Annotated in this window: 13 protein-coding genes; 5 read left to right on the top strand and 8 right to left on the bottom strand. The window is 59.9% G+C overall.

Annotation, left to right across the window (positions count from 1 at the left end):
• Nucleotides 1–139 precede the first annotated feature (139 nt).
• From CARG_RS10670 to CARG_RS01160, 7 genes are all read right to left on the bottom strand, one after another.
• Entirely contained in the window at nucleotides 140–544 is a 405-nt protein-coding gene (locus tag CARG_RS10670) for a type II toxin-antitoxin system death-on-curing family toxin (RefSeq protein ID WP_020975559.1), read from the bottom strand.
• A gap of 20 nt (nucleotides 545–564) precedes the next feature.
• Nucleotides 565–723: a hypothetical protein gene (locus CARG_RS10140; protein WP_020975558.1), complete on the bottom strand. Its 159-nt coding sequence runs from the start codon at nucleotides 721–723 to the stop codon at nucleotides 565–567.
• Nucleotides 724–778: 55 nt separating this feature from the next.
• Nucleotides 779–2,590, bottom strand: a complete 1,812-nt coding sequence (locus CARG_RS01175; protein WP_020975557.1) for a gamma-glutamyltransferase family protein — start codon at nucleotides 2,588–2,590, stop codon at nucleotides 779–781.
• 85 nt (nucleotides 2,591–2,675) lie between these two features.
• Entirely contained in the window at nucleotides 2,676–2,843 is a 168-nt protein-coding gene (locus CARG_RS10135; RefSeq protein ID WP_020975556.1) for a hypothetical protein, read from the bottom strand.
• Between the two features lie 681 nt (nucleotides 2,844–3,524).
• Complete coding sequence (locus tag CARG_RS01170; RefSeq protein ID WP_020975555.1) at nucleotides 3,525–7,514, bottom strand: DNA-directed RNA polymerase subunit beta'; 3,990 nt, start codon at nucleotides 7,512–7,514, stop codon at nucleotides 3,525–3,527.
• 73 nt (nucleotides 7,515–7,587) lie between these two features.
• Nucleotides 7,588–11,097 (bottom strand): DNA-directed RNA polymerase subunit beta, encoded by a 3,510-nt coding sequence (gene rpoB / locus CARG_RS01165; RefSeq protein ID WP_201769280.1) that lies wholly within the window; start codon nucleotides 11,095–11,097, stop codon nucleotides 7,588–7,590.
• A gap of 334 nt (nucleotides 11,098–11,431) precedes the next feature.
• Entirely contained in the window at nucleotides 11,432–12,430 is a 999-nt protein-coding gene (locus tag CARG_RS01160; protein ID WP_169733183.1) for a porin PorA family protein, read from the bottom strand.
• A gap of 61 nt (nucleotides 12,431–12,491) precedes the next feature.
• Between CARG_RS01160 and CARG_RS01155 the strand changes: the two genes are divergently transcribed.
• The 5 genes from CARG_RS01155 (at nucleotide 12,492) to CARG_RS01135 (ending at nucleotide 19,428) form a co-directional block, all read left to right on the top strand.
• Nucleotides 12,492–13,352, top strand: a complete 861-nt coding sequence (locus CARG_RS01155; protein WP_020975552.1) for a TIGR03943 family putative permease subunit — start codon at nucleotides 12,492–12,494, stop codon at nucleotides 13,350–13,352.
• A complete protein-coding gene (locus CARG_RS01150) occupies nucleotides 13,349–14,380 on the top strand; it encodes a permease (protein WP_020975551.1) in 1,032 nt (343 codons plus the stop codon). The genes CARG_RS01155 and CARG_RS01150 overlap by 4 nt, the downstream gene beginning before the upstream one ends.
• Nucleotides 14,381–14,747: 367 nt before the next feature.
• Nucleotides 14,748–15,236, top strand: a complete 489-nt coding sequence (locus tag CARG_RS01145) for a neocarzinostatin apoprotein domain-containing protein (protein WP_020975550.1) — start codon at nucleotides 14,748–14,750, stop codon at nucleotides 15,234–15,236.
• A gap of 71 nt (nucleotides 15,237–15,307) precedes the next feature.
• Entirely contained in the window at nucleotides 15,308–18,742 is a 3,435-nt protein-coding gene (locus CARG_RS09490) for an HtaA domain-containing protein (protein WP_020975549.1), read from the top strand.
• A gap of 197 nt (nucleotides 18,743–18,939) precedes the next feature.
• Nucleotides 18,940–19,428 (top strand): OsmC family protein, encoded by a 489-nt coding sequence (locus CARG_RS01135; protein ID WP_020975548.1) that lies wholly within the window; start codon nucleotides 18,940–18,942, stop codon nucleotides 19,426–19,428.
• 138 nt (nucleotides 19,429–19,566) lie between these two features.
• On the opposite strand, the gene rplL is transcribed toward CARG_RS01135, so the two are convergent.
• Complete coding sequence (gene rplL, locus CARG_RS01130; protein WP_020975547.1) at nucleotides 19,567–19,953, bottom strand: 50S ribosomal protein L7/L12; 387 nt, start codon at nucleotides 19,951–19,953, stop codon at nucleotides 19,567–19,569.
• Nucleotides 19,954–19,972: the final 19 nt, after the last annotated feature.

Raw genomic sequence — 19,972 nt, 5'->3', positions numbered from 1 at the left:
ACCCAGTCAGCCGCTTTCGCTGGCCTACCTGGGTAAATATCTACTGCCCGCCTTATATACATATAGGGCTCGTATCAGTGTAGTCGTTGCCACCAGCTGGGACAACCGCTCAACACCCCAGGTAGCGGCTCAGGCAGGTCTATTTCTGTGCACGAACACAGCCCCTGAGGGGCCGAATCAAATCCGCATATTCGATGTCATCAGCGGCTAGGTCTAGAACTGTCTTGTACAAATAATCTCGTCCTAGAAGCACATAGACACCGTTTCGGCGCGGAACCACGAGCGGTAGCGCTGCTGCTGTTCGCTTGTTCCCGTCATTGAACGGATGTTGCTTAATAATCTCGAAGCTAACTTTGGCTGCTTTATCCTGAATCGTCGGGTACAGCTCGTGCCCACCAAACGTTTGGAACGCGCCCCCAAGCGCGCTTAGTAATCCAGGCCTATCAGCTAGGCCTGGCATTCCCCCGTCTCGAGCAAGAGCGCTGTCATGCAGCTGTTCAACTTCTTTAAGACTGATCAGAAATTGTTCATCCGCACTATGCATAACTCACTCCGACGTTCAAGCTATGCGAGCCGCTTGAAAACGTCCTTATAGCGCTCGTACACCTCATCAAAAGCGTCTAAATACGACATTTCACGCTCGGTATCTTGTTTGACTACTTCGAGCGGCGTGCGCGGAGCCTGGTCGAGGTCGCTGTCATGTGCCCTGGCTGCATCGCCCATGAGCCCTGTCCTTTCTACAAGTTCACACAACAGTACCCGCCGCATCTGTGCAGCGCTAGGGCACTACCCTGATCGCGCCTTCCCTGCGCGGGTCTATACCTGCCATCCATCCGCCGTCGTCGGTGCGTTGCAGAATCGCCAGGCCACTGGCCAGTGGATAGTCGGCAACAATGTGCCCGCGCTGCTCGAGTTCGCGGGCCAGCTCCGCCCGGCGCGTCTCCATCTCCTCCACCAATGACGCCGCGTCTGACGCAGGGTGGATCGTGTCTTTCCCGAACCATGTCTGGCCGTTGTTGAACGCACCAAAGTTGCCCATGTTGCAGGCCTGCTGGGGGCTTAAACCCCACTCGAATAGCGCTAGCAGTGCCTTGACCATGTATTGAATGATCACTCCCCCACCTGGCGAGCCGAGGACAGCGACGGGGCGTTTGTCCTCCCCGAGAACCATCATTGGCGCCATCGAGGAGCGCGGGCGACGCCCCGCCGCCGGATAGTTGGGGTGGGCCTCGGCGATGTCGGTGGCCAGCTGCACGTTCTGCGCATCTACAGCGTCCTGCAAGCGTTGGCGCAACTCCGGGGTGAGCGTACGAGTGAAGTCGCTGAGCTGATTGTTAAGGAAGAATCCGCCCACCATATGGAAGTTTCCGAACGCCGCCTCCACGCTGGAGGTCACTGCGACGGCGCGGCCCGCGGCGTCAACAATCTGAAAGTGTGTCGTTCCGTGCTCGTCCTGGTGTGGCGTGGCCTGCGCAGCCCCCGTGCCCAGCGGGTCGCCCGGGAGTGCGAGTCCGGCGGGACGATCCGAAATAAGCTGGCGGCGGCGCGCGATGTAGCCACTGTCGAACAGTTTCTCCTGCTCGGATAACCACAGCCAGCCCCCCATGATGGCGTCACAGTCTGCGTAAGCCAGGCGCTCGGCCTCGGCGATGGAGTGCACCCCGTCCGCGTCAATCGGCAGCGAAGGAACATGCCCACGTAGAGTTTCAAGCGTCGCAAAAATTGTTGACGCACCCGCGGCAGAACGCCCCGGGGATAACATCCGGTAAGTCACACCGTCCCCGCCTCCCGGTTGATATTCGTACGCCAGTGTCTCGCCCGCTGTTGCGCCATAGCTTTGCAGGGAGGCCAAGCTAATGTGCCCGCCGGTCTCAAGGGCGATCTTGCACGCCAGGTGTCCGCTATAGAACGTCTGAACCGCATTCATCGATTCCAGCCCAGCGAGCTCACGCAAGGTCTGAGCATAGTCCGGATTGCGCAGCACATCCCCCTCCGCAACCGGCTTCCCACCTGGAAACAAATAGGCGTACGCGGCGTCATTACTTTTGAGCCCTTCGGCGAAGTGCGCGACCGAGCGGGCGAGGCGATCGCTGACCTTGAAGCCCTCCTCCGCCAAGCGGATTGGATCCTCGAACAGGACGTGCCAGGCCAGCACACCCTCGCGCGCATGGAGAAGTGCCAACGCCGAGACCACCCCGGGTACGCCGGCGGACACCATGCGGCCGCGCGGATCGCCAGTACACAACTCCAGCATGACGGCGGGGTCATTGAGGGCGAGCGGGCCGATCTCGCGACCATCGATCGCATAATTCAACACCGTTGGGCCAGTGGAATTGTGGACGGTGGCGTACAACCCGCCACCCAAGCCGGAGGACTGCGGCTCCACCAGACCAAGCACCAGCTGCGCGCTGATCGCAGCATCGGCCGCAGAGCCACCCAGCTCCAGGATGCGGGCAGCGGCGTCGGTGGCGTACTGATTCGCCGTCATCACCACGCCATGGCCCCGGGGCACCTGGACATCCTGCAAACCTGCCCGGTAGCCGGTGTAAATCTCGGGGCTGGTGTGTAGGTCAAGGTGGGGCTGATTCATGCCCTCTAGGTTACTGGCGAGGGCCTGATTCGACACGCATCAATCTCCGGTCTTTTTGCGTGACCGTTTAAAGGTCGGCACCAGTTCACGGGGCGCGCCGCGAGGATCCCGCAGGGATAGATATTCGTCGTACCAGCCCGAGTTCCTTGGCTTCGCACAGTTCGGCATCAATATGGTTAACAAGGGAACGATAGAGGCCGATCTTGCCTTGATGCCCCAACGCAGGGTCGTACTTCACCCAGACAGAACCCACCTTTGCTCCTTCGAGCTCAGAAATCTCCCTCAGCACCTCCCCCACTACTAATCGCCCGAACTCCGCGCATCCCTCAGCCTGGCGTGCTCGACTAGCTCGCCTCACAGTCCCGCCGCGCCCATGCACAAGCTCGTTCGCATGCAATTCCTACTTAACTGAAATGCCGAATTTTTCCTGCACACGTCGGCGGAATAACAACCAACGTTCCAGCACATCCGACCACCGAGTGGGCGCCATTTCTACCCACCACCTGGCGACAAACCCGGAGGCAACGGCACCGGCGGCAGCACCGGCGGCAATTCTTACAAAGCTCCGCACGACCCGTCCCTGTTGGGAGGCGTGGACGCACTCAGTAGCACTGTTGGCTCAAGCGACCTGATAGAATCCAGCTCCCCCGCAGCGACAGCTGGAAGGACATCGCCGCCTTCACAGAAGGCCTGAGCGGAATGACGACTTTGCTGCCCCGGTAATCCCTTGCCCGGCTATCTCCCCCGTCGGTTGGGGTACAGAAAACCGGCAGATTTGCCTTTTCCACTTGGATTTCTGCAGGTCGCGGATTCTGTGGTGGCAAATCTGCCGGTTTTTTGTACTTTCTCTGCTCCTCGACAGAGACGAAAACGCCCCCACGGTAACCGTGAGGGCGCTTCGCTTATCCGATCATCGACCGGACAATGCTACTGCCTAGCTGAAGTCATCCAGCGGAACGGCAGCGCCAGTGAAGTCACCGAAGGTGTCGTCGCCGTAGATGCTGTCACCGTAGGTCGGGATCGAGTACGCAGCGTTGCGTGCGGCCTCGGTCGGCTTGACCTGGATGTTGCGGTAGCGGGCGATGCCGGTACCAGCCGGGATCAGCTTACCGATGATGACGTTTTCCTTCAGGCCGATCAGCTTGTCGGAGCGCTTGTTGATGGCAGCGTCGGTGAGGACACGGGTAGTCTCCTGGAAGGAGGCCGCCGACAGCCAGGACTCGGTTGCGAGCGAGGCCTTGGTGATACCCATGATCTCGGAGCGCAGCTCTGCGGGCTGGCCGCCGGACTGCACTGCTTCCTTGTTTGCCATCTTCGCTTCGGACAGATCCACGAGGGTGCCGGGGAGGAATTCGGTGGAGCCGGATTCGATGACGGTTCCGCGACGCAGCATCTGTCGGATGATGATTTCGATGTGCTTGTCGTGGATGGCCACACCCTGTGCACGGTAGACGGCCTGCACTTCGTCGATGAGGTGCTGTTCGACGCCGCGACGGCCCAGGATTTCAAGGACGTCGTGCGGGTCGGCGGGGCCACGGAGTAGACGCTCGCCGACGGTGACGTGGTCGCCGTCTTGAAGAGTGCGCTCGATGTGTGCGCCCGGGTTGGACTCCATCGGGACCTTGATCATGGCGAGGCCTTGACGCTTGGACAGCTTCTCGTAGACCACATCGTCGCCGCCGTCGTCCGGGGTGATGGTGAGGGTGTAGAAGTTGCCTTCGTCTTCCAGCTTGATGGTGCCGGCGACGGAAGCGATCGGGGCCTTGTTCTTGGGAACGCGGGCCTCGAACAGTTCCTGGACACGCGGCAGACCACCGGTAATGTCGCCACCGACACCACCTTGGTGGAAGGTACGCATTGTCAGCTGGGTACCGGGCTCACCAATGGACTGTGCAGCGACGATACCGACGGCTTCGCCGATGTCGACCTGTTTGCCGGAGGCCATGGACTTGCCGTAGCACTTGGCGCAGACACCGGTGGGTGTCTGGCAGGTGAGTACGGAGCGCAGCTTGGCTTCCTCGACGCCGCCCTTGACCAGTGCGTCGACATCCAGTTCGCCAAGCTCAGTGCCTGCGGGCAGGACAACCTCACCGTTTGCGCCGATGGCGTCGGCTGCGAGGACGCGGCCGAGGACGGAGGTTTCAACCAGGCTGTGGCGGTGGAAAGTGCCGTCACCGTTGGCAACAGCGACGGGCAGTTTGATGCCCTGGCGGGTTGCGCAGTCTTCTTCGCGGACGATGACGTCCTGTGCGACGTCGACGAGACGACGGGTGAGGTAGCCGGAGTCTGCGGTACGCAGAGCGGTGTCGGCCAGGCCCTTACGGGAACCGTGGGAGTTGTTGAAGTACTCGAGAACGGTGAGGCCTTCACGGAAGGAGGTCTTGATCGGTCGGGTGATGTATTCACCCTTGGAGTTCACGACCATGCCCTTCATGCCGGCCAGGGTCCAGATCTGACGCATGTTACCTGCGGCACCGGACTTCACGATCATGGGGATCGGGTTATCGTCGGGGTACAGGTCTTCGACTGCCTTACCGACGGTGTCGGTTGCGTCCTTCCACAGTTCGACGAGGCGGTCATAGCGCTCGCGCGGGGTGAGTGCACCCTGTTGCCAGTACTTACGCTCGATCTCGCTGGCTTCGGCTTCGTAGCGGTCAAGGATTTCGTCCTTGTTCGGCAAAACGAGCACGTCAGACATGGTGATGGTGACGCCGGAACGGGTTGCCCAGTAGAAGCCGGAGTCCTTCATCTTGTCCATGGTCTGTGCCACGGTGATCATCGGGTAGCGTGCAGCGAGGTCATTAATGACGTCGCCGAGCATGATCTTGTCGGTGCCGCCGCCCTTGCGGACCATGACGCCTTCGAGGTAGGGGTAGTTCCACGGGAGGAGCTCGTTGAACTTCACGCGGCCCAGGGTGGTGTTTGCCAACCAGGTGTCGCCCTTGTTCCAGCCGTCGGGGAACTGCTCTGCTTCGATGTCTGCCGGGGGTCGAAGGTGCGAGATGCGTACCTTGATCGGGGCTTGGAGGCCCAGTACACCGCGGTCGTAAGCCATGATGGCTTCGTTGACGGAGGAGTACACACCGGTAGCGGGAGCGTCTTCAGTGGCGGGGGTGTAGGCGCCTTGGCCACCGAATTCGTCGCGGCCCTTTTCGAGGGTGAGGAAGTACAGGCCGGTCACCATGTCCAGGCGCGGCATTGCCAGTGGCTTACCGGAGGCCGGGGACAAGATGTTGTTGGAGGCGAGCATGAGAATGCGAGCCTCTGCCTGGGCTTCGGCGCTCAGGGGCAGGTGGACTGCCATCTGGTCACCGTCGAAGTCGGCGTTGAACGCTTCACAGGCCAGGGGGTGCAGCTGGATGGCTTTACCTTCGACGAGCACGGGCTCGAAGGCCTGGATACCAAGGCGGTGCAGGGTAGGTGCACGGTTCAGCATCACGGGGTGCTGGGAGATGGCCTCTTCGAGGACGTCCCACACCTCGGGGCGCTGGCGTTCCACCATGCGCTTGGCGGACTTGATGTTCTGTGCGTATTCGTGCTCGACGAGACGCTTCATGACGAAGGGCTTGAAGAGCTCGAGGGCCATCAGCTTCGGCAGACCACATTCGTGGAGGCGCAGCTGGGGGCCGACGATAATAACGGAACGACCAGAGTAGTCGACGCGCTTACCGAGCAGGTTCTGACGGAAGCGGCCCTGCTTGCCCTTGAGCAGGTCGCTCAGGGACTTCAGCATGCGGTTACCAGGGCCTGTGACGGGGCGGCCGCGACGGCCGTTGTCGAACAGGGCGTCAACGGATTCCTGCAGCATGCGCTTTTCGTTGTTCACGATGATCTCGGGGGCACCGAGGTCGATCATGCGCTTCAAGCGGTTGTTGCGGTTGATGACGCGACGGTAGAGGTCGTTGAGGTCAGAGGTTGCGAAGCGGCCACCGTCGAGCTGCACCATGGGGCGAAGCTCCGGGGGGATGACCGGAATGCAGTCAAGCACCATGCCTGCAGGGTCGTTGCCGGAGCGCTGGAACGCTGCGACGACCTTGAGGCGCTTGAGTGCGCGCATCTTCTTCTGGCCTTTGCCCTCGTTGATGATGGTGCGCAGTTCTTCGGCCTCTGCGTCGAGGTCAAAGTTGCGGATGAGGGTTTGGATGGCTTCTGCACCCATGCCGCCGGTGAAGTAATCCTCGTAGCGGTCAACGAGTTCGGTGTAGATGGACTCGTCGACGATCATCTGCTTGGGGGCAAGCTTGACGAAGGTCTGCCAGATTTCTTCGAGTCGGGCGACTTCACGTTCCGCGCGTTCGCGGATGTGCGTCATTTCCTTCTCTGCGGCGTTTTGTACCTTGCGGCGCGCGTCGGCCTTTGCGCCGGCTGCTTCGAGCTCTGCCAGGTCGGCTTCGAGCTTTGCTGCGCGGTCAGCAATGTCGGATTCTGCGTCGGCTTCAACGTCCTTCTTCTCGAGGAGCATTTCTGCTTCGAGGGTGGACAGGTCGTTGTGGCGTGCTTCATCGTCAACGCTGGTGATGATGTTCGCAGCGAAGTAGATGATGCGCTCGAGTTCCTTGGGAGCAAGGTCGAGCAGGTAGCCGAGGCGTGAGGGAACACCCTTGAAGTACCAGATGTGGGTCACGGGAGCAGCAAGCTCAATGTGGCCCATGCGCTCACGGCGCACCTTGGACTTGGTGACTTCTACGCCACAGCGTTCACAGATGATGCCCTTGTAGCGAACGCGCTTGTATTTGCCACAGGCACATTCCCAGTCGCGGGTGGGACCGAAGATGCGCTCACAGAAGAGGCCGTCCTTCTCCGGCTTGAGGGTTCGGTAGTTGATGGTCTCCGGCTTCTTGACCTCGCCCTTGGACCAACGGCGGATGTCGTCGGCTGTTGCGAGCCCAATGCGGAGCTCGTCGAAGTAGTTGACGTCGAGCACGTAACTCCCTTTCCTCCCGGGCTAATTCCCGGGGGTTCATTTTGTTACTTAAGAACTTGTGGGTCGCAAACGTTTAGGCGGAGTCTGCATCCGAGCGTTCGTCGCGAGAGAGGTTGATGCCGAGGGTTGCACCTGCGGCGTCGTACTCGTCGTCGTCAGAACCACCGAGTTCCATGGGGGTGCCATCTGCTGCGAGGACCTCAACGTTGAGGCAGAGCGACTGCAGCTCCTTGAGCAACACCTTGAAGGATTCCGGGATGCCCGGATCCGGGATGTTTTCGCCCTTGACGATGGCTTCGTAGACCTTCACGCGGCCGACGACGTCGTCGGACTTGATGGTCAACAGTTCCTGCAGGGTGTAGGCAGCACCGTATGCCTGCATTGCCCACACCTCCATTTCGCCGAAGCGCTGGCCACCGAACTGTGCCTTACCACCGAGCGGCTGCTGGGTGATCATAGAGTAGGGGCCGGTGGAGCGGGCGTGGATCTTCTCGTCGACCAGGTGGTGCAGCTTCAGCATGTACATGTAGCCGACAGACACTGGGTACGGGAAGGGTTCGCCGGAGCGGCCGTCGATCAGCTGGGCTTTGCCATCGCCATCGACCATGACGTCGCCGTCGCGGTTGGGGCGGGAGTTTGCCAGCAGGCCGGCGAGCTCTGCGTTGGATGCGCCGTCGAACACGGGGGTCGCGGTGAGCGAGCCAGCGGGAACGTCGTAGAGCTCCTCGGGGAGAATCTCCATGAGTTCCTTGTTCTCCGGGTTGTTGGTGTCGATGTTCCAGCCGGCGGCTGCTAGCCAACCGAGGTGAACTTCGAGAACCTGCCCGATGTTCATACGACGGGGCACACCGTGGGTGTTGAGGATGATGTCAACGGGGGTACCGTCGGGCAGGAAGGGCATGTCTTCGGCGGGGAGGATCTTGCCGACGACGCCCTTGTTGCCGTGGCGTCCAGCGAGCTTGTCGCCGTCCTGGATCTTGCGCTTCTGGGCGACGTAGACGCGGATCATTTCGTTGACGCCGGGGGCGAGATCGTCGTCTTCTTCGCGGGAGAAGCGGCGGACGGAGATGACCTTGCCGGTTTCGCCGTGGGGCACCTTCATGGAGGTGTCGCGCACTTCGCGTGCCTTTTCACCGAAGATGGCGCGCAGGAGGCGCTCTTCGGGGGTCAGCTCGGTTTCACCCTTCGGGGTGACCTTACCGACGAGGATGTCGCCGTCGCGGACGTCGGCGCCGATGCGGACGATGCCGCGCTCGTCGAGGTCCTTGAGGACGTCTTCGCTCACGTTGGGGATTTCACGGGTGATTTCCTCGGCACCAAGCTTGGTGTCGCGGGCGTCAATTTCGTGTTCCTCAATGTGGATGGAGGTGAGGATGTCTTCTTCAACCAGACGCTGGTTCAAGATGATGGCGTCCTCGTAGTTGTGGCCTTCCCAAGGCATGAATGCCACGAGGAGGTTACGGCCGAGGGCCATTTCACCGTTGTCGGTGCCGGGGCCGTCGGCGATGACCTGGCCGGCTTCGACGCGCTGACCCATGTCAACGAGGGGCTTCTGGTTGTAGCAGGTACCCTGGTTGGTGCGCTGGAATTTGCGCAGCATGTAGGTGTCGCGGGTGCCGTCGTCAGCCATGACGGTGATGTAGTCGGCGCAGACGTTCTCGACAACGCCGCCCTTGGCGTTGATGATCATGTCGCCGGCGTCGTAGGCTGCGCGGAGCTCCATGCCGGTACCAACCAACGGGGCTTCGGAACGGACGAGCGGCACGGCCTGACGCTGCATGTTGGCACCCATGAGGGCACGGTTTGCATCGTCGTGCTCAAGGAAGGGAATCATCGCGGTTGCGACGGAGACCATCTGACGCGGGGATACGTCCATGTATTCGATGGCTTCGGGTCCAACGACCTCGATGTTTCCACCCTTGGTGCGGACGACGATGCGTTCTTCGGTGATCTTGCCGTCTTTGTCGTGCGGGGTGTTAGCCTGCGCGACGACGTAGCGGTCCTCTTCATCAGCGGTGAGGTAGTGAACCTCGTCGGTGATGTGACCATCAACGATCTTGCGGTAGGGGGTTTCGATGAAACCGAAGGAGTTGACGCGGGCGTAGCACGACAGAGAGCCGATCAGGCCGATGTTGGGGCCTTCGGGGGTCTCAATGGGGCACATGCGGCCGTAGTGAGACGGGTGGACGTCGCGGACCTCGATGCCCGCGCGTTCGCGGGAGAGGCCGCCGGGGCCGAGGGCAGACAGACGACGCTTGTTGGTCAGGCCAGATAGGGAGTTGTTCTGGTCCATGAACTGGGACATCTGGGAGGTTCCGAAGAACTCGCGGATGGCCGCAGACACGGGGCGCACGTTGATCAGGGAGGTAGGCGTGATCGATTCGGCGTCCTGGGTGGTCATGCGTTCGCGGACGACGCGCTCCATGCGGGACAGGCCGACGCGGACCTGGTTTTGGATGAGTTCGCCGACGGTGCGCAGACGACGGTTGCCAAAGTGGTCAATGTCGTCGGTTTCCACGGGGATGACGGTGCCGTTGGGCGAGGTCATCTGGGTTTCACCAGCGTGCAGGCGCACGAGGTATTCCAGGGTGGTGGCGATATCTTCTTCGGTGAGGGTCATGAGGCCCTCGTGGTCGCCGCCGAGGCCGAGCTTGCGGTTGACCTTGTAGCGGCCAACCTTGGCGAGGTCGTAGCGCTTGGCGCGGAAGAAGCTGTTGTCCAGGAGAGACTGTGCAAGGTCGCGGGTGGGCTGTTCGCCCGGGCGCTGCTTGCGGTAGATCTCGAGGAGGGCTTCGTCAGTGTTGGCCACGCCGTCGTTTTCGAGGGTGGTCATCATGATTTCGGAGAAGCCGAAGCGTTCGGTGATCTGCTCGGTGGTCCATCCAAGGGCCTTGAGCAGAACGGTGACGGGCTGGCGGCGTTTGCGGTCGATGCGGACACCGACGGTGTCGCGCTTGTCGACGTCAAATTCGAGCCATGCGCCGCGGGAGGGGATGACCTTCACGGAGTGCAGGGGGCGTTCGGTGGACTTGTCGATTGTCCGATCGAAGTAGACACCGGGGGAACGCACGAGCTGGGAGACGACGACACGTTCGGTGCCGTTGACGATGAAGGTGCCCTTGTCGGTCATCATCGGGAAGTCGCCGATGAAGACGGTCTGGGACTTGATCTCCTGGGTTTCGTTGTTGATGAACTCTGCGGTCACGTAGAGCGGCGCAGAGTAGTTGATGTCTTTGTCTTTGCACTCGTCGATGGAGTTTTTGACTTCTTCGAATCGAGGCTCGGACAGGGACAGCGACATGGTCCCGGAGTAGTCCTGGATTGGGGAGAGTTCTTCGAGAATGTCTTCGAGGCCGCTGGTTACGCGGTTGCCCTCTCCGATTTCGGCCTGGGTGCGTTCGCGCCACTCGGGCGTGCCGACGAGCCAGGCAAATGAGTCGAGTTGCAGGTCGAGTAGACCTGGGACCTCGATTGGTTCGGTGATCTTCGCGAACGAGTAACGTTCGGGAGCCCCGGGAATTTCGGCCATTGACGTGTCTGTCTTGGTCTGGCGGGAGACTGCCAAGATGCGTCCTTCCAGCACCTCACGCGGCCGATGGTCCGCCATATGACCACCGCATCCGCTGAATTGGTTATAGATATATCTGTCTGCTTAGTGGGTTTAGTTGCGGACAGTTATAAGGTGTTGACGTCGCGGTGCGCACTGTGTGCACACGATGCTTATGTCGCGCCCAGATAGCACTAAATGGCCTTGTCAAACCGGTTTTTTCGGTTTGTTTACAAGGCCTGTTTTTATGCTCTGCTGCACGGTTTTCACTGCGTAGCAGGGGCTTTTCCTTATACATGCGCCTTCAACTAATCCCAGCGCAACGGTTAAGCCTATAGGATCCAGCGGCAAATGTAAAGTGTGAATCTTATCACTTCTTTGGCGTGGTTCTTGCTGCACGACCACGCCGTGTCTGCGTGAGCGCTAACCCTACCCCAACTAAAAGCAGCAAACCACCAACGACACCCGCGACACGCACAGCCCATGTGCGGACTGCTGGGTTCGGCAGTGCGTCGACGTAGGCGATCATCGCGTCCACGCTCTCCTGCGTCGCTTGCCCCTGAAACACGCCGTCACGGCCATCGGACATGGGGCGCCTTTCGGCACGGTCCAGCACTACCCCGCTGGCTTCGTCGACGACATAATCCACATAAAAGTCCCGCCCGTTGGCGTCTTTCCCTAAGTTTTGTCTGTAGGTAATGACGTCGCGTCCGTAACTGCCGGCGCGCGCCTCAAGCCCCGCGGCGTCATTGTCTGTGGTGCCATTGTTGGGGGAGGGTTCGAGCCGGGTGGCTTCGCTGGTTTTCATGCTGATGGGGTCGAAGACGGTGTAGCTGTCGGCCTGGGCACGCTCGGGGAAGGTCAGCCACACAGCGCCTTGAGGGGGCGTGATTTGTTGGGTGGGCATGCCGAGGGTCCGCGAGACCGTGACGGGGCTTGTGAGCTCCCCGGTGGCGGGGGTGAATTCTGCGGCCATGACGGTGGCGTCGATGAGCCCCTCCAAGCCATCGTCGCCACCAGCACTACCCCCACTGCCAGCACTGCCCGCATTGCCAGCACTCCCCTCACTGTCCGCACTACCGGCACTACCAGCGTTCGGTGCGGCGATGGTGGTGATGCCCAGACGAGCGGTAAGCACCTGCTGCCCTTGCGGGCCGAAGTCACCATTGGGCCCGGGAAACTCGACGTGCTGTTGTTCAGTGAGCCCCGCGGCGTCATCGGTGATGGTGATGGTCCACGGCCCGGAGCTCGCATCAATGCCGGTGGGGTTTGGTGCGATGGTCGGATAGACCAGGGAACCGACGGCCAAACCTGCCCCCAAGAAGATGGTTGTGGCGGTTGCTGCTGTGCGGCGTGGGCGTGCGGACATGCCCGCAATCATACTGACTATGCTTGCCGTCAGAAACGTTTGACGACGAGGAGGCCCGTGGGTGCAGCACGATCATGATCACCGGCTGTCCACGACCCAGTTAGTGGCCTGCGCGCTGTTGGGGTTTAGCTGCCTCATTCTGGCTATCTCTGGGCGGGCCGCGGCCTATGTACAGGGTTTTTGGTTGCCGTTTGTCGGCTTGGCTTCTGCGTTGATTGTTATTTCGTCCCTGTGGGCACTCTGGACTCGCCTGGGCGGTGATGGTGCGCACCGGTGGGGAGCATCGCGGCGTCATGATCTTTTAGCAGCGTGCGTGTTACTGTCGCCTGCGGTGCTGCTGGTGTTGGCTGCGCCCGGCGCGTTGGGGGCTGGGTCACTAGGACACAATGGCGTGCTTGCGGCGGGCGATGCTGCCGCTGGGAGTGTTGGGGGTGGGCCTCACCGTTCTTTTGTACGAAGCACTCCGCACTCTTTTCCGCCGCTGGGCGATGGGCTCAATGAGGTGACGTTGGAGGACATCCAGGACCGTTACGTTTTTGGCGATGCGCACAGCTTGGATGGTCACCAGGTGCGTTTCGAAGGGTTCGTGTCTTATCCGCATGAGCGTGGTTCGCGTGGGGCTGGCGGGCAGGATACTTCCGAGCAGCCGACCGATGGTGCGATGGAGGTGTTGGTGAGCCGCTACAAGATTTACTGTTGTGCGGCAGACGCCGTGCCCTATACCGTCGCGGTGCGCATTCCCAGCACTGCTGGCAATGCCCGGGGCGGGTCCGCCGCTCTACCTCAGGAGGATCAGTGGGTGCAGGTCACAGGGGTGGTTCTGCCGCCTGATGCTCCCCCTGGCACGCCGACTCCACTGTTTCCCACTATCGATGCTTCAACTGTTCGCGCGATTGACACCCCGAAGGACCCCTATCTATGAGCGCGCCGTTAGATTCACCGTCCAGGTCTGCGGCTTCCCCGCGCCGTTCGAGCGTCGGCATCGTGTTGTGGGCAGCTTTTTTGGCGATCACGGTGTCGCAGTTTCACTCTCCCCTGTTCGCCCTGCCCGGCAGGCTGCAGGCGTGGGGGTCGTTATGGGTGGCGATCTGTGTGCAGGCGTTGCCGTTTTTGGTGTTGGGCGTGTTGGTGTCGGCGTCGATTGCGACGTTTGTTCCGGCGAGTTTTTTGGGCAGAATGACGCCGCGTAACCCCTTCTGGGCAGTGCCTGCTGCGGGTGCTGCGGGGGTGGCGTTGCCGGGGTGTGAGTGTTCTTCTGTTCCGGTGGCTGCTTCTTTGATGCGCAGGGGGGTATCTCCGGCTGCGGCGTTGTCTTTTCTCTTGGCGTCTCCGTCGCTGAATCCGGTGGTGATTGTGTCTACTGCGGTGGCGTTTTATGGTTTGCCGCAGATGGCGTGGGCCCGGTTTGCGGCCGCTGTTGTGGCTGTGTTGTGCGCGGGGTGGTTGTGGTTGATTGTGGGTGATAACAGCACCCTTGCTGAGCATGATGAGCGTCTTGGGGAGTACGCCCCAAGCAAGCATTGCGCCGCGAATGCGGTGACTCGGGGGGAGGTGTTTAGGGATGCAGCGCTGGCTGATTTCTTCCCAGCTGCCAGCTATCTGGTGGTGGGGGCTGCGCTGGCCGCTGCAGTGAAGGTCATTGTTCCAGCACAGTGGTTTTTGGGGCTCGCGGACACCCCGTGGTTGTTGATAGCTGTGATGGTTGTGTTGGCGATCGTACTGTCGCTGTGTTCGGAGGCCGATGCGTTTGTGGCAGCGTCGTTTACAGCGGTGTCCCCCACCGCACAGTTGGCGTTTTTGGTTGTGGGTCCGATGGTGGATTTCAAGTTGATTGCTATGCAGTTGGGGGCATTCGGCCGGGGGTTTGTGCTGCGTTTCGTTCCGGCGGTCTTGCTTAGTGCAATAGCGTCAGCATGCGTGGTGGGCGTCGTGTTTTTTGGCGGCCTCTAGTGCGGTTTTAGGTCGACAATACCGAGAGAAGGTTACCTCCACCTATCACCGCAGCGTCCCTTCATTATCCACCCAGCCGGTGGAGCAAAGTCACAGATCAGAACATATATAGCAGTAGTAGCGTGCGGCGCCGCGCCGGGCGGGCATCAACCTTTCTACCCCCGCTAACAAAAATTTTTCCCGAAACCCTTGCACACTAGGTTGTACTGGTTTAACTTAGGCATTGCTACACCGCTAGTTCGGAAGTTGAAGTCAGCGACACCGACGATCGATGGCTGTAGCACCGGCAGTACATACCACTCGCTTCATACCTCGTCCCCTTTTCGAGCGGGAGGGGGATTGACCCGATATAAAGAAAGGGGTCTTCATGAAGAAGATCGCTACCGTCGCTATCACCGGCACCCTGTTCACCATCGGCGCATTCGCCGGAACCCCCGCTGCACAGGCATACGAGGGCAACGACCTCAACAACGCAAGCATCGTTGACGCCCAGACCGAGTACAACGACGGCGACACCATCACTGTCGTCACTGATGGCCTGAAGCCTAACACCAAGTACCTGCTTGGCCAGTGCACCGCAGATGCTTATGACTTCATGTTTGGCATCAAGATTCCTGCTTGTGCGGCTGACACTAAGGTCAGCGCAACCACCGACAACAAGGGACATCTCGAAGCAGACATCCGGGTTGTCCAGTACGCGCCTAACGCACACCAGAACTTGCCTGGCCAGAAGAATCGACCTGACATCAACTTCGACCAAACCCGCGCTGAAATTCTGATTGTCCAGGATCACGGCAAGGGCTTCCGCGGCCAGCAAGCCGCAGATACCGACGGCTACTTCATCGTTCTGCCATAAGTCGACCTTCCACCTGCCACACCTAGGGGTTCGTAAATCTTACGAACCCCTAAACGCATGAAAAGAGCATCATGAGCATTCCACGACAGGCCTGGGCGCGAATCCTCGCCAGCCTCCTAGCGTCCCTCTCCCTTGTGCTTGGTATTCTCGGGGCACCTACACCAGCAGCAGCGGACGAATCCGAACTCACAGAAATTACCGACGGCACCGTGGTGTGGGGTTTCAAGAAGTCTTGGCGCAACTACACCGGCCCCACCGCCGTCACCCTCTCCGGCGGCGTTAAGGTGGGAGAAACCGGCGAATATGTCTGGCCAATCAAACAAGGAACCTTTAACAAAACGACCAACGCCACCCACTTAGACCTTGACGGAACCCTGCATTACCAGTGGTACAAGGAGGGCGATATCTATCTCCTGGACATCACTTTCAGTGACGTCAGTATCGACATTTCTTCCGAGCAGCAGGTCATCACCGCAAATTACAAGGGTTCATCTCGGGAAAACCCCGGGAAAATTGAGGATTACGGTCGCATCACCGTCTCGACGCTGGATCTGAGTAAATCCACCTTTTCCTCCCTGGATGATGAAACCAACTGGTCAAACATTGAAACGTTGATCGCCGAAGTCCCCCTCTATTCTCCAGGGACCCAAGCCGATCCCGTCGCCATTAGTTACAAGGGGCCGGGCGGCAAACCTGCTCTCGAAGAAATCAACAAGCCTTCGGCCCCCCACTACGAGCTAGCCGAGTCATTCGCACTTAATACCGAACCGAATTCAGGCTCTCATCAGCTCATTTCACTCCAGCCGAACAACAACATTGCAATCGTCAGCCCTGTAGACATACGGACCGACAATGCTGCGGTTAACATTCAGCTAATCGATCCGGCATCGATGCAAGAAACCAGCACCAGCTCTGTCAAGCTGCTGAAAAGCGATAAATATTCCTATACTTCAGACGGACAATCAAAACTTTTTGTTCTTCACCGCAATCCCGATGAGCGAAATACATACACCATCGACGTGGTATCCGTAGAAGGGAACAAGCTATCAGCACCTGCAACACTGACTAACATCACGGATAAAAATATTCGTGGACTTTTTTGGGACCATGTACGCCAACGCCTGATTGTCATCTCTTCAATAGCTACACCAGGACAGAGCGCATCCATCGGGCTTCGCTTCATCGACATCGCACAGCCTGAGGAACAGCCTCAGCTTCAGGTCCACCCCAATGTCGGCGAAATCCCCGGCAGCAACGCTTTCACTGCTCAAGACAACCGCTGGAAGTGGGGGAGTCTATGTTCCCTAAATTCTTGCGCACTGTGGGATGTGCCCACCGTCCTATCAGACGGCTCCTACGTTTTTGGTACCAGCAGCGGCTTCCGAGTGGAAGATTTCAGCTTCATCCCAGCGCGCCCGCTACTCATCAAAGTTGATCTAGCAGCCAATACTGCAAACAGCCACTTCCTAGCAGATATGACGCCGAGCACCATTGACGACAGCAATGCTGCTCTACAGGCGCGCACTTACGCTGGAGTCCTTGAAGGTAATAACAGCGAGCTCATCGGAAGTGCGGGGAGCTTTCCTGAAATCGGTCGCTACTACACGATAAGCGGCTCAGAAACCACCCCGATTACTGAACCGATTTTTGGCGATCAAGACATCTATGCATCTTCCACTATCGACCGTAACCGAAACTACCTGGTCTCCTACGCCTCCTCACCGAGCTCTGTGTTTATTTCCAATAAAGATGGCATTCTTAGTTCTTTCACCGACCCTCGGCTAGTCATTCCCAGCATCACCTTCCTCGGGCAAATTATCACCCTGCCTAATAGCGACATCGTGTTGGTAGGTCGCGACCAAAACTCCTCACTAGAGGAAGTCCACAAGTTCGCATACAAGGGCACCTACGCGTCCATCACTGGGCAGCCCACTGACCAAACAGTCGACCTCGGCACGGGAGAATCCGGCACTGCTACCTTCACCGTTGGTCTCGGCGAACACACCGGCGACGCCACCATCAAGTGGCAATCCAAAGCACCCGGAACCACCCGCTTCGCTGACATCGACGGCGCCACCAGTGACACCCTCGACGTCACCGCAAACAAAGAAGCAAACGGCACCGTCTACCGCGCCGTGATCACCGACGACCTAGGCTCCGTCGCTTCCGACAGCGCAACCCTAACCGTCAACAGCGCACCGGACATCATCCAGCACCCGCGCAGCCTCAAGGCCGAAGCAGGCACCCAGCCCGTCTTCCACGCCACCGCCACCGGCTCACCCGAACCGGAGTTCACCTGGCAGCGCTACGACCGCACCTCCGGCCTATGGATCGACATCCCCGCTAGCGACGACAACTTCACCATCAACAACGGTGAAGGCAACGCCACCCTCACCGTCGCCTCCGTCAACGGCGACATGAACGGCACCCAACTGCGCATCAAAGCGCACAACAGCAACGGCACCACCTACAGCCGCGTCGCAACCATCGGCGTCAACAATGATGACGCCGCGGAACCCGGTGCCACAGCAACCGTCACCGACGTCACCCTCCAATGGGGCGTCGGCAACGAAATCCAACACCGGCCCCCGGCAGGCGGCTCCAACTACCTGAGCGCCGGCACCTCCGACGGCAGCGAATCGACCTACAGCACCGAAGACGGCAACGTCTCCGTAGCAATCGTCGATCCCGCCATCGCCCAAGACCCCGGCACCGCCCCCACCCACGACAAGCGCAACGCCTTCCTCAAAGACGGCAAACAGCAAGTCGTCCGCTTCAAGCAAGGTAAAGGCACCCTCGGGGCAGACGGTTCCGCACACATCGACTGGGAAGGCGCATTCAGCGTCAACTTCTACGGCGGCATGGTGCCCTTCACCATCACCAACCCCACCCTCGATGTAGACAACAACGGAATCGGCACACTCACCGCCGACCTCTCCGGCTACGGCTCCCAAATGGACGACCCCACCCACAAGCACGAAGTTGCACCGCGGGAACGCCAAACCATCGCCACCTTCTCCGGTATCAAGATCACCCCAGAAGGCGTCATCACAATCGACCCAGACTACAGCGGAGTCGAAGTAGAAGTCACCGGCGATGCAACACCGCAAAACCGCACCGCACTCGGCTGGGGCGCATGGCCCCAAAACATGGTGGACTTCCAACTGGACACCGGCCTGAGCTCCTACTGGTACACCTCCAACCCAGATGAACCAGCAGGAAAGAAAGCCCCCCTCGCACTGGGCCTTGACTTCACCGAAGCCACAGTCGAAGGCGGCACCACAACCCCGGGTGGTGGCGACGACACCAACCCCGGCGGAACCACACCCAGTGGCGCCAGTGAATGGGGTATCTGGCAATGGATCCCAGCAGTGTTTGGAATCCTCGGCCTGTTCGGTGGCATCCTCGGGGCACTCGTCGGACTACTCAACAACCCCGACGGCCCCATCTTCAACCTGCTTCCTGCGGCACTCGCAGCAGCACTGAAGAACTTCACCGAGAAGTAAGGCACAACCACTAGCCCCACACACCACCCGCGGCGGCGCACCCCACAGATAAGGGGCGCGCCGCATCTTTTATGCTGCTAACGCCTACTGTTCACCGCTAGATGCCCAGACCAACGAACATGCCACCCGCCCAGGAACAGGGCCACCCAGGCCGGTGGGTGGGGAATACTGACACAAGCAAACGCGTTATAACGGACATGTCCACAAAAAACATTGAGATCCCCACCCGCGACGTCAACACCCAACCCAACGACGTCAACACCCCACAACACCCCGCAAACGGCGTCACCGCCAGCACCCCCACCCCACAACAAGCACAAGGCTCCGACTTCGCAACCACCATCGCCAACGCCACCCACACCTGGCTCCTCGACGAACCCACGTCCGTCCCCGGCGCACAAGACCTCGGCCCCAACCCCTTCCACATGGTCCTCGCCGGACTCGCCGGCTGCACCCACATGACCATGGGAATGTACGCCCGCCGCAAAGGCTACAACATCGGAAACACCGAAGTACACGTCGACGTCACATCCGAAGGCGACACCACCACCTTCCACCGTGACATCACCTTCGACCCCGCACTCGACGCACAACAACGGGCAAAACTGCTAGAAATCGCAAACAAATGCCCCGTCCACCGGCTACTAGAACGCGACATCCACATCGAGACCCGCGAAACACCGTAACCCCACCGGCACATAAACCCCCGCGGCGTCATACCCCACGGGGGAGCCACAAGCCCCCAGACATAGCAAAAGCCGCGACCACCATACGGTGACCGCGGCTTCAAGCATATGGTGCGCTATGCTGCGCACCTGCAACAATTACTTGAGGGTAACCTTTGCGCCAGCCTCTTCGAGCTTGGTCTTGGCAGCCTCAGCATCGTCCTTGTTAGCACCCTCGAGGATAGCCTTCGGTGCGCCCTCAACGAGCTCCTTAGCTTCCTTCAGGCCCAGACCGGAAACGATCTCGCGGACAGCCTTGATAACGCCGATCTTCTTAGCGCCAGCGTCCTCGAGAACGACGTCGAACTCGCTCTTCTCTTCAGCAGCGTCGCCGCCAGCAGCGGGAGCACCTGCAGCTGCAACGGCAACCGGAGCAGCAGCGGTGACCTCGAAGGTCTCCTCGAACAGCTTGACGAACTCAGAGAGCTCGATGAGGGTCATTTCCTTGAAAGCTTCGATGAGCTCGTCGTTGGTGAACTTAGCCATGGTGGCAGTCCTTTCAAAA

It is taken from the genome of Corynebacterium argentoratense DSM 44202 (assembly GCF_000590555.1).
In the GTDB taxonomy this organism is placed as follows: Bacteria; Actinomycetota; Actinomycetes; order Mycobacteriales; family Mycobacteriaceae; genus Corynebacterium; species Corynebacterium argentoratense.
This window is presented reverse-complemented; position numbering and strand designations above follow the sequence as displayed.